General features: G+C 62.1%; 14 protein-coding genes. 8 read left to right on the top strand and 6 right to left on the bottom strand.

Annotated elements, in window-relative coordinates; genetic code table 11:
- Positions 1-118: 118 nt before the first annotated feature.
- Positions 119-832: an OmpA family protein gene (locus BLV11_RS18440; protein ID WP_245725865.1), complete on the top strand. Its 714-nt coding sequence runs from the start codon at positions 119-121 to the stop codon at positions 830-832.
- 51 nt (positions 833-883) lie between these two features.
- Here the strand turns inward: BLV11_RS18440 and BLV11_RS00125 are convergent, their stop codons facing one another.
- The 5 genes from BLV11_RS00125 to BLV11_RS00105 all read right to left on the bottom strand — a co-directional run bounded on the left by BLV11_RS00125 (position 884) and on the right by BLV11_RS00105 (position 5150).
- On the bottom strand, positions 884-1285 hold the full coding sequence (locus tag BLV11_RS00125; RefSeq protein WP_091810918.1) for an MAPEG family protein: 402 nt from the start codon (positions 1283-1285) through the stop codon (positions 884-886).
- Positions 1286-1287: 2 nt separating this feature from the next.
- Positions 1288-1533: a GlsB/YeaQ/YmgE family stress response membrane protein gene (locus BLV11_RS00120; protein WP_245725864.1), complete on the bottom strand. Its 246-nt coding sequence runs from the start codon at positions 1531-1533 to the stop codon at positions 1288-1290.
- 131 nt (positions 1534-1664) lie between these two features.
- Positions 1665-2372, bottom strand: a complete 708-nt coding sequence (locus BLV11_RS00115) for a lysophospholipid acyltransferase family protein (protein WP_091810917.1) — start codon at positions 2370-2372, stop codon at positions 1665-1667.
- 49 nt (positions 2373-2421) lie between these two features.
- Entirely contained in the window at positions 2422-3003 is a 582-nt protein-coding gene (locus tag BLV11_RS00110) for a class GN sortase (RefSeq protein WP_091810916.1), read from the bottom strand.
- The gene (locus BLV11_RS00105; RefSeq protein ID WP_091810915.1) at positions 3000-5150 is read right to left on the bottom strand and encodes a marine proteobacterial sortase target protein; all 2151 of its coding nucleotides are present in this window, start codon (positions 5148-5150) and stop codon (positions 3000-3002) included. Before BLV11_RS00105 ends, BLV11_RS00110 begins: the two co-directional genes overlap by 4 nt.
- 199 nt (positions 5151-5349) lie before the next feature.
- On the opposite strand from BLV11_RS00105, the gene pdsR reads away from it, so the two are divergent.
- From pdsR to BLV11_RS00090, 3 genes are all read left to right on the top strand, one after another.
- Positions 5350-6051, top strand: a complete 702-nt coding sequence (gene pdsR, locus BLV11_RS00100) for a proteobacterial dedicated sortase system response regulator (protein WP_091810914.1) — start codon at positions 5350-5352, stop codon at positions 6049-6051.
- 3 nt (positions 6052-6054) lie between these two features.
- Positions 6055-8022 (top strand): ATP-binding protein, encoded by a 1968-nt coding sequence (locus BLV11_RS00095; protein ID WP_091810913.1) that lies wholly within the window; start codon positions 6055-6057, stop codon positions 8020-8022.
- A 195-nt stretch (positions 8023-8217) separates the two neighbouring features.
- A complete protein-coding gene (locus BLV11_RS00090; RefSeq protein WP_091810912.1) occupies positions 8218-9531 on the top strand; it encodes a DUF3422 family protein in 1314 nt (437 codons plus the stop codon).
- 10 nt (positions 9532-9541) lie between these two features.
- On the opposite strand, the gene BLV11_RS00085 is transcribed toward BLV11_RS00090, so the two are convergent.
- Positions 9542-10324, bottom strand: a complete 783-nt coding sequence (locus BLV11_RS00085; protein ID WP_091810911.1) for an ATP-binding protein — start codon at positions 10322-10324, stop codon at positions 9542-9544.
- A gap of 78 nt (positions 10325-10402) precedes the next feature.
- Here BLV11_RS00085 and BLV11_RS00080 point away from each other — a divergent pair, with 78 nt between their 5' ends.
- From BLV11_RS00080 to cysK, 4 genes are all read left to right on the top strand, one after another.
- The gene (locus tag BLV11_RS00080; protein WP_091810910.1) at positions 10403-10843 is read left to right on the top strand and encodes a methylglyoxal synthase; all 441 of its coding nucleotides are present in this window, start codon (positions 10403-10405) and stop codon (positions 10841-10843) included.
- A 40-nt stretch (positions 10844-10883) separates the two neighbouring features.
- Positions 10884-11333 (top strand): DUF4124 domain-containing protein, encoded by a 450-nt coding sequence (locus tag BLV11_RS00075; protein ID WP_091810909.1) that lies wholly within the window; start codon positions 10884-10886, stop codon positions 11331-11333.
- Positions 11334-11395: 62 nt separating this feature from the next.
- Positions 11396-11827 (top strand): thioredoxin TrxC, encoded by a 432-nt coding sequence (gene trxC / locus BLV11_RS00070; RefSeq protein WP_091810908.1) that lies wholly within the window; start codon positions 11396-11398, stop codon positions 11825-11827.
- Between the two features lie 155 nt (positions 11828-11982).
- Positions 11983-12951, top strand: a complete 969-nt coding sequence (gene cysK / locus BLV11_RS00065) for a cysteine synthase A (RefSeq protein WP_091810907.1) — start codon at positions 11983-11985, stop codon at positions 12949-12951.
- Positions 12952-12982 lie beyond the last annotated feature (31 nt).

Raw genomic sequence — 12982 nt, 5'->3', positions numbered from 1 at the left:
CAGTCGGGATGTATCTGCTTTTTACCACAGCATTGCCTGCTTTTCGCGTTGTAATAACTCCTGAAGACGCCGCTGTGAGCGGCCACACACAACGGACAATCATCGGGAGCAATCCGCCATGTCACAGGAATTTCACATTAATCGAGTTCAATCTGCCCGGCCCCAGTGGCGTTCGGCCCTGGGTGCACTGCTGGTTAGCGGACTGGTCGGATGCAGTGCCACGGCAGTCCAGCCGGACAGCCGTGAACAGATTGCAGAGACAGAATTACCACCTAAGACCAATGTGATTATCGACCAATCGCCAATTGCTGCATCGCCAACGACCACGAATAGTGATGAGCAACAACAAGAACCAGCGAACCACCTGAGTGAGGAAGCCGACATGACCGTTCTCGTACTGGATAACCCGGAACTGCTGGCCAAGGCCGCCTATCTGGATCACCAGCCCCTGGTACCTGTCGAGGATCTGGCTGAAGCCCCTCGCCGCCCCCACCGCCTGCGTTTCCACTACGGCTTCGATAAGCACCAGCTGAGCGAAGAAGACATCGCCATCCTGCGTGAGCACGCCGCCTATCTGCAGGCACACCCGGAAACGGTGCTACAGATTCACGGCCATACCGACAATTTCGGGCCGGAGCAGTACAACACGTTCCTGTCCCGTCTGCGGGCCTCATCGGCCGCACGAATTCTCAGGGAAGAAGGCGTGAGGGAATCACAGATCCGGGTGTCAGGCTGGGGAAGCACCCGACCACTGGCGCTGCCGGAAGATCACGCGGCCAATCGCCGCCTGGAGCTGGAGTACCGCAGCGAACAGATGGCCAAGGCGCAATAGCACACCCCTGGAGGCGACCCGGCACCCCCTTGAGGCACCGGGTACGCTGGTTCAGGCGCTGAAGAGGAAAACGTTGAGCAGCACCGCAACAGCCAGCACCAGCATCGCCAGCCAGGTCAGCACAATTCCCACCAGACGAGCCTTGTGAGGGCCGCCGCGGCCTTTAACCATGCCCCAGGCATGCAGCAACCGGCCAACAACGAAGGCCATCCCCAGACCATAGATCCACGCCACCGACACGCCGTTAAGCTCGCCAATGGCCAGCAATACCAGGGTGATGGGGGCATATTCGGCCAGGTTGGCCTGGGTTCTCACCGCCACTTCAAAGTCACGATCGTCGTTGACGCCAAGGCCCTTGCGATGTTTGAGACGGAAGGTCGCCACCCGGTAGGACAAGACGATCAGAAGGAGCACACAAACGCTGGCAAAGACAGCGGTTACCGGAAGAATCATGTTCAGGCCTTACTCAGTTTACCGACAATAAAGAGCAGCAGTATCGCCCCTGCGGTGGCAGTGACCAGCTCGCCCACCATGCTCTGGGACGCAAGACCCAGCAGCCGGAACACGATACCACCGATAAACGATCCGACAATACCGATGCCGATGTTGGCCATTACGCCAAAGCCACGGCCCTTCATGATGACACCGGCCAACCAGCCCGCCACACCGCCAATAATCAGGAAAAAGATCAGTCCCATCATCTCATTCTCTCCCAGGAATAACGGGGTATCCGCCCATGGCGGGTCCCGCTCGGTTTACATGAAAAACGCCCGCACAGGTCCGGCGCTCGGCAGCGGCCGCTGCCCTTCTCCTACAATAGCGATGCTGTCACTCAGTTGGGTGACATTTCAGCGATCGCCGTCTCCATCTGGACACGGCAACGTTCCATCAACTCGGGAATATCAGCCACGGTCAGGCCTGCGGTTTCCACCGCCGGCAGCACTCTCACCGACACCGGCTCAAAACGGCCGCTCCACCCGAGCGTACGACCGGAATAGGAACTCGCACAAATCATACTGATCGGAGCACCGGCGTTAACCGCCGCGTGGAAGGCCCCCTTCTTGAAACGGCCCAGACCCTTGCCATGGCTACGGGTGCCCTCGGGGAATATCCACACACTCTTGTGTTCGCGACTGATGGCCTCGCTGGTCGCCTGCATGGCGGCCACGGCCTGATGAGACTTGGCCCGGTTGATGAGGACATTACCACCGAGCCAGAAGACCTGACCAAAGAAGGGTGCCCAGGCCAGAATGGATTTGCCCACGGTGACCGTACGTGGCGGCAGCAGGTCGCCAAGCACAAACAGATCATCGTTATGCTGGTGATTGGCGATAATCACCATGGGCCGCCCTTGGGGGATCAATTCCCGTCCCTGAATCGGACGCTCCATACCGAGCACGCTACGACCAACCAGCGCCATCCAACGCCCAAGCACCCGGTTGTTTTCCGGGTTGAACGGGCGGGCCACACACACCACCAGCCCCACCAGACACACCAGCGGAACCATCAGCCAGGCAAAAAATTTGCGTACGAATCCCATGAAAACACCTGAAACATCAATAGGGCGCACAAGTGTACGCCAAATTGATTCAGGTGTCCGCTAGCGCGCCCGGGTGGGGTTGCCCACGCCGGGCCTCGACCACATAGCGCAGGGGACCGTTGCTGTTAAGACTGTCGAAGGGATAACAGGTCACCAGCAAGAGTCGGTCGGGCGGCGTACGGGCCAGGTCGATGAACTCGTGACGGCTGTCCACAACCCGAATGTCCACCACCCGGTAGTCCCGCCATTGGCCATTCCGTTGCTGAAGCCGGATGGGGGTGCCGGTTTCCACGGTTTCCAGGGCACGGAAGTGGGTATCACGATGGCCGGCAATCATCACCGGACCACGGTCATCCGCGGCCGGGGTCGCCTGCCCCGGACCGAAAGCCAGACTTTCGCCATGCACACCGTTCAGTACGATCCAGGACAGACCACTGTCCGGCAGCGCCAGCTGAGCCACCGGCCAGGTATCCGCCCAGGGCCAGGGCCGGGCATCCACCCGGCGTGCCTGGCTTTCCGCCCAGGCCCTCTCCAGCAACTCCTGGGCCAGCAGGGCCTTGGCGGGAATCCACACCCCGGCGACCACGACCGCCCCCGAGACCATAAACACGATTGCCAGCATGACTTTCATCCCCAGACCCTCCGCTGCAACATCAACACCGCGCTGGCAAACATCAGTCCAAGCAAGCCGGTCGCGGTCAACAGCGGCCACCAGGTCGCGGTCTGCGGATACCTCAACATACTCGCCTCACTGCCTGCCGGTGCCAGCGTGGGCAACTGGTCGGTTTCCAGGTTTTCATCCAGGGGCCGAACCGGTGTCCGGTCGACCGCGACAAAACTGGTGTAGCGGGTGACCAACTGATGAGCGAGCCCAAGACCGGTGACCTCTCCACGCACATCCTCCGACACCTGACCGGACAGTGACTGATCCATCAGACTGTCGATTCGGGCACGGGCCCAGTACCGGTGCAGTCCCTGTGCTGGCGCCGCGTTGGCAAGGGCCAGCTGCTGCTGCCATTCACGGCCATCCGGCAGGCGCCCGCGGGCCTCCAGTTCGCCGCCCTTCAATTGTCCGCGAACCACCTGCACCAGCGGCTCACCCAGAAACAGGTCACCGGGCCGTTGCGGCAAGGCTTCCGTGGCCGTAAAACCATCTGGCCAGCGGGTCTGGATGGCGGTCATCACTGGCGCCTCCATCTTGCGAAACAATTCGTCCAGCGGGCCCGAGACGCCGCCCAGATCATTGATCGCAGTGTAGGTCCCGCGGCCAAAGCGAGCGGCTTCGCGCATAAAGTGCATGTTTGGTGCGGAACCGATCGCTACGGTAAACAGCCGGCTATCACCCAACTGGCGGCTGATCTGGCTGAACAACCGCTGTTCGTTGCCAACGGCGCCGTCAGTAATGAACACCACCTGACGCACGTAGCCGCTTGCCGCCTCGCTGTTATCGTGGTGTAAGGCCGCTGCCAGCGCCGGGGCCATCTCGGTGCCACCGTCTGCCGTCAGTTCACTGACGTAGCGACGGGCGCGGGCCAGATTGGCGGAGTCCGCCGGGCGGGCGGCCATAAACAGTTGTTCTGTCTGGCTGTTGAACTGGATAACGTTGAAGCGGTCATCCGGGCCCAGGGTCTCAAGCCCCCGCAACAGCGAAGCCCTCGCCTGGCGGATAGACGCGCCGGCCATGGACCCCGAGGTGTCGATCACAAACACCAGCTCCCGCGGCAGCAACGCCTCACCGTTGACGCCCGGCACCACCAGGGCCAACAGATAGTCCTCTCCCTGCCAGCTCTGGTGGAACAGCGCAGCCGAAGGCGCCTGCCCCCGCTGGGGCGTCCAGCGCACAATCAAATCCCGGTCCATGAGGATCTCGCCCGCCTGAGGCGTGACCGAGACTTCATCGTCGACCCACACTGAATTCAGCGAATGACTGGGGCTGGTGACCGTGGCAATGGGCAGGCCGGCATTGAGGGTCAGCTCAACCCGGGCGCGGTGACTGCCGGCGGCAACATCGCCTTCGGCCACGGTGAACGGGCTGATCTGGTCCGCATCCGGAACCTCACTGGTCGCGGTGGCCCAACCGCCCTGCCAGCTGGCAGGCTGATCCGGCAGTAACTCGCCAGGCATGTAGCGGGGGGTGAGCGTCGTGGGCAGGCGAAGTTCAAACTCCCCGGACTGGTAGCGCACGGACTGTTGATAGTGCAGCTCGACCAACACCGTCTCACCCGGCGGGATGTTGGCCAACCGGGTGGTAAACAGATTCGGTCGCTGCTGTTCCACCTTTGCCGCCTGCCGGCCCTCCCGGCGGGCGTTTTCGTACTGCTCTGTGGCGTCTTCGCGGGTATGGATCTCGCCCACAATGACCCTTTCGCCGGCGGTCATTGTCAGCCCGTAAACGCTGGCGTTGTCTGGCAGGGGAAACACATAGACGCCTTCCCGCCACTGCTGACTGGTGTTTGCAAATCGCTGCACCAGCCGGGTGTCGGCGATCAGGCCGCTGACCGTCACCTGATACTCCGTGGTCAGCAGGGTAGCCGGCGTCTGCCAGTGACCGGCATCGTCAACAAAGTGGAACGCCCCGGCACCGTCAGGGGCCATGGAACCGGCCTCGGTATTCGCTTCAGCATAGAGCGGGTGTACAAACAGCAGCATGGCCATCGCCAGCCAAAGGCTGATGGCTTCCAGGCCGTGATGCAGACGCCGGCCCTCAAGGCCTCGGCGATGATCCCGGGGCCGCTGACGGGCATAGGTCAGTGGTCGGAAGTGATGGGTAAGCAACATGGTCGGTTCCTTGCGTTGTTGTCGGGATAACCCTCATTACAACGACCTGAACCGGCAATCCGGTGGCGGATTGGGGATCAAAGCGGATCCAATTCTGATGAATTGTGGCAATCTGCCCCCGGTGACTTGTGACGCCACGACACTTGGTTAAAACTTACGGTCAATCAGGAAGTAACCGTCAGCGGACCCACCCCCGACCATGAAACAACACATTACGCTTGTCGAAGATGAACCCGCCATCCGCGAGAACTACCGCGATGCCCTTGAACATCGCGGCTTCAGCGTGTCGGCCTACAGCGACCGGGAACATGCTTTCCAGGCCCTGCGTACCCAGCTTCCGGATCTGGCCATTATCGACGTCGGCCTTGGCGATGAACCCGACGGAGGCTTTACCCTGTGCCAGCAGTTGCGCCAGCTGTCGCCCACCCTGCCGATCATTTTCCTGACCGCCCGCGACAGCGACGTTGATACCGTGTATGGCCTGCGCCTGGGCGCCGACGATTACGTCACCAAGGACATGACCATGGATCACCTGCTGGCGCGGGTCACGGCCCTGCTGCGCCGGACCCAGGCCTGGGCACAGGCTCTGAAGCAGCCAGATGAAATGTTGCAACGGGGCCGCCTTAACCTGAATGTCGACCGGATGACGGCAGAATGGCAGGGCCAGCCCGTCGAACTGACGGTCACCGAGTTCTGGATGCTTCACGCCCTTGCCCGGCATCCCGGCCATGTTCGCAACCGCGACCAGCTGATGGCCGCTGCCAATACCTACCTGGATCCCAACACCGTGACCTCCCACGTCAAACGTATCCGCCGCAAATTCCTGGAAGCCGACGACAGCTTTGACGGCATCCAGACCGCCTACGGCATGGGCTACCGCTGGAATGCCCATGAGGTCTGAGCCTTGTCGCTGAAACGTCAGTTACTGATTGCCAGCCTGCTGACCCTGCTGATTCCCTGGCTCGGCCTGCAGTTCGTGCTGGAACTGGACGACGCCCTGCGGCAGCAGGCCCTGCAGCAGATGCAAAGCCAGGCACAACGCACGGCCAGTACCGCCGCCGCCGTGTTGTACAACGACATGCCCCCCGGGCCAGACACACCAACCCTCTATGCGCCCCTGCTTAAGCGGCCATTGAATCTTGACGGGTACGGCGACGACTGGCCTGGCTACGATGACGACATCGCCAGCGAGCGCCCGGCCTCCAGCGGCGAAGCCGCCCAGTGGCAGCTTGCGGTGTATGGGGAGCAACTGTATCTGCTGCTGCGAGTGGCCAAACCAGACCCGGTCTACTTCGACCTTGGCCGCCCCCAGCAGCCATCGGAACGCCTGCGGCTGGTCTGGCAGGAACGCGGCGAACGTCACGAGCGCCTCATACGCACCCCGGCTCCGGGACCGGTGGTGGGCTGGATTGACGACCCGCGTCCACAGCCGGACTATCGCATTCGCGGTGTCTGGCAGGCGCACGGCAGCGGCTATCAGGTGGAACTGCAACTGCCCCTGACTGACGGTGGTTTTGGTTTCACCGTGGAGCGCCCCGACCACCAGGGTAGCAGTCACACGGTCGCAGGCACGGCCGTGGCACAACTGGTGACCCGTTCCCGTCCACTGGAACAGGCCCTGTCCGGCCATCTTTCGCCCGGGCAACACCTGGTGGTCCTCGATCCCAGTGGCTGGGTCATCGCCCGCAATGACTCGCCGGCTGAGGACACCACCCCCGACTTCAACAGTCTCAGCCCACTGGACATTGCCGAGCGAATCAGCCTTAACGGCCTTCGCACCCTGATCCGGCTGTATCAGCCCAAGCCGCTGTATTACCCGTTGCAGGCCGACCAACAACGCCAGCCGCTCCGGCCGGACAGCCCTCTGATACGTACCGAGTCCGGGCTGGCGCTGATGATCTCCGAAGCCTTGCCCGATGGGCGCACGCTGATCCTCACCCAGTCCCTGGACCAGCTGCTCACCCTGTCCGGCAGCGCTCTGGGTACGGTGATTGCCCGCAGCACCCTGCTGGTGATTACGCTGATGCTGGTGTTGCTGGGGTATTCCAGCTGGCTGTCGTGGCGCATCACCCGTCTGCAACGGGCAGTCAATGCCAGTGTCGATAGCGATGGGCGCATCGTTGCGGCAATGCCGGAAAGCCGCGCTGGCGACGAGCTGGGCGAGCTGTCCAGGCAGTTCCGCCAGATGATCGACAAGCTCCAGGGCTACACCCAGTATCTGGAGAGCTTTTCCCGCCGGCTGTCCCATGAGCTGAAAACCCCGGTCGCCATCGTCAAGTCGTCCCTGGAAAACCTCTCCCGTACGGACACCAGCACTGACCAGCAGGCCTATCTTGAGCGGGTCGGTCATGCCACCGACCGGCTCAGCCAGATCCTCCAGGGCATGAGCGAAGCCGCGCGCCTGGAGCAGAGTTTCGATCACGCCGAGCATGAAGACTTCGAGCTGGCGGAAGTTGCCGCCCAGGCCACGGCCGCCTACCAGAGCCTCGACCCCGGCCATAAAATTCGCTACCAGGGGCCCGCTTCCGGCTGCCCTATGCATGGCTCCCCGGAACTGCTGGTGCAGATGCTCGACAAGCTGGTGGACAACGCCCGCGATTTCACCCCAGCCAACGGCCTGATCGAAGTCCGGCTTGGCGCGCAGGATGGCCATTACGAGCTGTCTGTGTTCAATGAAGGCTCCGCCTTGCCCGAACACCTTGCCAGCGAGATCTTCAGCCCCTTTGTCTCCCTCCGCACCGGTCAGGCCGAAGGCCACCTCGGCCAGGGCTTACTGATCGTGCGACTGATTGCCGAACACCATCGCGGCCAGGCCCAGGCCAGAAACGCAGACAACGGCGTGGCCTTCACCATTCGCCTGCCGCGACCATGATCTGGCCCAAGGAGACGCACGGACAGGCTTGCCAGCCGGCCCCGGATCGCCTAAGTTGCTCCGCCCTGAGAGGCTGGTGTCTAAAGTCGTACGACACTGGTCGTGTTCTGCCGGAGGTGACGATGCCTTAAGGTCTGTAGTGTGAGCGTGCCTGACACCAGACCCTAACCGGTGTCCCAGTGATAGGAATTCCCTGTGAACCGACAGTTACCCAATATCGCCCTGCACCCACTGCGGGCCGAACTGTACAACGAACTCCATTCACGGCCGTTCCAGATTCTGCCGTGCCCCGCCCAGGTGACTCATATCGCCCTGCTCACCACCAATGAGCAGCGCCAGCAGCAGTTCCGGCATCTGCAAGAGCTGCACGAACTGCTGGATGAAACCCCACCTGAGCAGGACACCAGCTGTTTTGAAGCCACCTTTGGCAACTTGCGGATTCGGCGGGAAATGCACATGGAGTTCGCCGCCTACACCTTCATCGATCTGGCCCCCAAAAACGATGCCGAGCCCTTTCGCGACACCGCGCTCGCGCTGCTGCCGAAGGGCTGGCTGGATCAGCTTGCCGGCACGGTAGTGGCGGCATTCCACCTCGACCTGCAGAGGGCTGAGAACGGCCCCAATACCGACCTCGGCGTGGTACGGCCCTGGTTTGAAGGCCAACGCCTGGTGGGCAGCAGCCCACTGGAAGGGAAAGCCCGGGTGTGGGGTACGTTCCAGCTGCACAGTGACGGCTTTGGCCGCTTTATGGTGCTGAACCACAGCCTCTCCAACAGTCAGCTGGGGCGTCTGAGCCATCGTCTGATTGAGATTGAGACCTACCGCCTGATGTCCCTGCTGGCACTGCCGCTGGCGCGGGAGATCACACCGAACCTCAACGAGATGGACCAGCAACTGGCGGTGATTACCCAGGCCCTGTCCGACAATCAGGATGTGGATGAGCAGGAAATCCTGGCCGAACTGACCCAGATCGCCGCCCGGATTGAAGCTTACCGCGCCCGCTCCACCTTTCGGTTTTCCGCCACCCGGGCCTATCATCGGCTGGTACTGACCCGTCTGGAGGAGTTGCGGGAGGACGAGCTGTCCGGGCACCTGACCATCACGGAATTCATGACCCGGCGGCTGACCCCGGCGGTCAAAACCTGCGAATCGGTCGGCGATCGACTGGAAGACCTGTCGCGACGGGTGGACCGGGCCTCGGACATGATGCGCACCCGCGTGGAACTGGCGATCCAGAGCCAGAACCAGCAGCTGCTCAGTTCCATGGACCGCCGCTCCAAGATCCAGCTGATGATGCAGCACACCGTGGAAGGCTTTTCGGTGGTGGCCATCAGCTACTACCTGATCAGCCTGCTCAAGCTGGCCATGGACGCCGCCCACGACGCCGGCATCCATTTCAACAAGACGCTGATACTGGGCGTTGCCATTCCGGTCATCCTGCTGACGGTGTTCCTCGGCATCCGTGCCATCCACCACCGCTTTATCAAGATGGCCAGACGGGAGGAATAGCCGGCGCCGCTCAGTTGCCGGAACCGCCCGTGGCGAATTCTCGATAGAACTGCTGGGCGGTGCGACCACTGCGTACCCCGCGACCGGTGGCAAAACGAATCGCCTGCCGGTGCAGCTCGGCACGGTCAGTCACCTCCGGGAACAACGCATCCACGGCCTGCAGGTAGACGTCCTGGGAGAAGGGATAGAACGACAGCTGCAGGCCGAATCGGTCCGCCAGCGACACCTGTTCCTCGATGGCCTCCGCCGGGTGCAACTCGCCGTTACGGACGTCGCTGTTGAGATTATCGGCCATGTATTCCGGCATCAGGTGACGGCGGTTCGAGGTGGCGTAAACCCGGACATTCTCCGGCGGCAGTTCCAGCGAGCCTTCCAGCACGCTCTTCAGGGCCTTGTAAGCGGACTCTCCGGTCTCAAACGACAGGTCGTCAGAGAAAATGACAAAGCGGTAGGGCTGCTCCCAGAGGTCGTCGACAATTTCCGGGAGGTTCACCAGGTCATCCTTGTCCACCTCAATCATCCGCAGTCCCTGACTCTGGTAGCGGTTGAGCAGGGCCTTGATCAGCGACGATTTTCCGGTGCCGCGGGATCCCCACAACAACGCGTTGTTCGAGGGTTGCCCCGACAGGAAACGTTCCGTGTTACGGGCCAGTGCAGCCTGTTGACGTTCAATTCCAGTCAGAGCCTGCCACTGCACCGGATCCAGCCGGCGAATGGCACGCAGGCCCTGGCGGTGACGTCGCCACACCGCAGCGGGTGTGGCAGCCCAATCAATGGTGGTTTCTGAAGTCATTATCCGTCCTTACTATTTCGCCCGGGTAGCGGTTGTGAAACACTGGTCCTTTCACCCGAACCGGAGACATTACCGAACATGGCTGTCCGATCTGTAGCCCTTGTTGCCCACGATAACAAGAAACAGGAACTGGTGGAGTGGGCCGACGAAAACCGCGCCCGCTTCGCTCCGCTGAGATTATACGCCACCGGCACCACCGGTCGCTTGCTGTCTGAACGCCTGGCACGGGACGACATCCATAAACTGCTCAGCGGCCCGCTCGGTGGCGATCAGCAGATCGGCGCCAAGATCGCCGAAGGCGAGATCGACCTGCTGGTGTTTTTCTGGGATCCCCTCGAACCCCAGCCCCATGATCCAGACATCAAGGCGCTGTTACGCATTGCCGCCCTCTGGAATATTCCCGTGGCCTGTAACCGCGCCAGTGCCGAGTTCATCCTGTCATCCCCGTGCATGACCGACGAACAGCACCAGCCCGTGAAACCGGACTTTTCCGACTACACCGGCCGCAAGGTCAGCTAACCCGATATAACATGCCCACGGATGGGGCAGGAGATGCAGGATGCATAACGCTCAGCGGATCACCCCCCGGGTGATCCTCTTCACTATTGTCACCTTCACAACACCCGTAACCGCAGCCATCTATCAGTGCCAACAACACGGCCAGACAGTGTTCAGCGATCGCCCTTGTGGCAGCGATGCCCGGGTTATCGACGTCAGTCCGGTCCGCACCGGTGGCCGCCTCGATCAGGGCAGCGATGTCGAGTTCTATCAGCCGCCGCAACGGCGTCCTGCCCCCGACAGCGGATGCCCGGCAGGCTATATCCAGTCGTCGGACCTGCGGAGGATGCGGGTGCAGGCACACGTGCACGAAGGTATGAGCGAAGCCCAGGTACGCTATATTCTCGGTGATCCGGAACGGCAGGATGGCCAGTGGTGGGTCTATGAACGGCGCGGAGAAGAAACCGGACGCTACCGGTTTCGTCAGGGCTGTCTCAGCAGCTGGCGTTAACAGGCCTTGATATTAGCTGCGGTGGCGCCCAGAAATAAGGGACTGACCGACGGAGAACCAACATGACCGAAGCCCTGCACATCGTGTGCCCCCATTGCCTGCGCAGTAACCGGGTACCGCCGCAGCGGATCGGCGATCGCCCCAATTGCGGCGCCTGCAAGCAGCCCCTGGCCAGCGGCGACGTTGCAGAACTGAATGATACCAGCCTGACCAGCTTCACCGGCACATCCGATCTACCGGTGCTGGTGGATTTCTGGGCCAGCTGGTGCGGTCCCTGTCAGGCCATGGCACCGGAATTCCAGACTGCGGCCCGCACCTGGGCCGGCAAGGTGGCGTTTGCCAAGGTCAATACCGAACAGGCACAACAGTCATCTGCCCGTCTGGGCATCCGCAGCATTCCCACCCTGATTCTGTTCCGCAACGGCCGTGAGGTCGCCCGCCAGAGTGGTGCCATGTCCGCCGCCCAGCTTGGCGCCTGGCTGCAGCAACAGTGACCGGCAGACAGCCGCTGGCATTCTGGTCGCCGCCGCTGGGAGCTGCCGTCAAATAGCGGTACAGTTGGAAAGCCCCGAATCAGACGATTTTCTCCCCGGCCTCCCGGGGACCGATAACAAACACACATTCTGCAACTTCGAGGAAGGAGAGCACCATGGCACGGATCTACGAAGACAACTCACTGTCCATTGGCAACACCCCGCTGGTCAAGCTCAACCGGGTCAGTGATGGCGCCACTATCTGGGCCAAAATCGAAGGCCGCAATCCCGCTTACTCGGTGAAATGCCGAATCGGCGCTGCGATGATCTGGGACGCGGAAAAGCGCGGTGTACTCAAGCCCGGCATGACCATCATCGAGCCCACCAGCGGCAACACCGGCATCGCCCTCGCGTACGTTGCCGCTGCCCGCGGCTACAAGCTGACCCTCACCATGCCCGCGTCCATGAGCCTTGAACGCCGTAAAGTGCTGAAAGCCCTGGGTGCCGAACTGGTGCTGACTGAACCCGCCAAGGGTATGCCCGGCGCCATCGCCAGGGCCGAGGAACTGGTTGCCGAAGACCCGGACAACAGCTTCATGCCCCAGCAGTTTGATAATCCGGCCAACCCGCAAATCCATGAATCTACCACCGGGCCGGAAATCTGGAACGATACCGACGGCGCTGTCGACGTGTTTGTCGCCGGCGTAGGTACTGGCGGCACCCTGACGGGTGTTTCCCGCCACCTCAAAGCCCAGGGCAAGGCCATCACCTCCGTGGCCGTGGAACCCACCGACTCCCCCATCATCACCCAGACCCTGAACGGCGAGGCCCCCCAGCCGGCGCCTCATAAGATCCAGGGAATCGGGGCCGGCTTCGTGCCCAAGAACCTGGACCTGAGCCTGGTGGATCAGGTTGAAACCGTGGGCAACGACGAAGCCATGGCCATGGCACACCGGCTGATGCGCGAGGAAGGCATCCTCGTCGGCATTTCCGGTGGCGCTGCGGTGGCGGCAGCGGTGCGCGTTGGCCAGCAACCGGAACACAAGGGCAAAAATATCGTGGTTGTGCTGCCGGACTCGGCGGAGCGCTACCTGTCCTCTGCACTGTTTGCCGGCCAGTTCGGTGACCAGGAAAACGTCCAGTAGCCCGCAGAACGCCGGGGCGGCCTCGCCGCCC

It is taken from the genome of Marinobacter mobilis, assembly GCF_900106945.1.
GTDB lineage: Bacteria > Pseudomonadota > Gammaproteobacteria > Pseudomonadales > Oleiphilaceae > Marinobacter > Marinobacter mobilis.
This window is presented reverse-complemented; position numbering and strand designations above follow the sequence as displayed.

Bases quoted from the DNA above. Each gene is read 5' to 3' on its own strand.
- BLV11_RS00110 (WP_091810916.1), bottom strand. From the start codon at position 3,003: ATGAAAGTCATGCTGGCAATCGTGTTTATGGTCTCGGGGGCGGTCGTG.
- BLV11_RS00120 (WP_245725864.1), bottom strand. From the start codon at position 1,533: ATGATGGGACTGATCTTTTTCCTGATTATTGGCGGTGTGGCGGGCTGG.
- BLV11_RS00115 (WP_091810917.1), bottom strand. From the start codon at position 2,372: ATGGGATTCGTACGCAAATTTTTTGCCTGGCTGATGGTTCCGCTGGTG.
- BLV11_RS00125 (WP_091810918.1), bottom strand. From the start codon at position 1,285: ATGATTCTTCCGGTAACCGCTGTCTTTGCCAGCGTTTGTGTGCTCCTT.
- BLV11_RS18440 (WP_245725865.1), top strand. From the start codon at position 119: ATGTCACAGGAATTTCACATTAATCGAGTTCAATCTGCCCGGCCCCAG.
- BLV11_RS00075 (WP_091810909.1), top strand. From the start codon at position 10,884: ATGCATAACGCTCAGCGGATCACCCCCCGGGTGATCCTCTTCACTATT.
- BLV11_RS00105 (WP_091810915.1), bottom strand. From the start codon at position 5,150: ATGTTGCTTACCCATCACTTCCGACCACTGACCTATGCCCGTCAGCGG.
- BLV11_RS00080 (WP_091810910.1), top strand. From the start codon at position 10,403: ATGGCTGTCCGATCTGTAGCCCTTGTTGCCCACGATAACAAGAAACAG.
- trxC (WP_091810908.1), top strand. From the start codon at position 11,396: ATGACCGAAGCCCTGCACATCGTGTGCCCCCATTGCCTGCGCAGTAAC.
- pdsR (WP_091810914.1), top strand. From the start codon at position 5,350: ATGAAACAACACATTACGCTTGTCGAAGATGAACCCGCCATCCGCGAG.
- BLV11_RS00085 (WP_091810911.1), bottom strand. From the start codon at position 10,324: ATGACTTCAGAAACCACCATTGATTGGGCTGCCACACCCGCTGCGGTG.
- cysK (WP_091810907.1), top strand. From the start codon at position 11,983: ATGGCACGGATCTACGAAGACAACTCACTGTCCATTGGCAACACCCCG.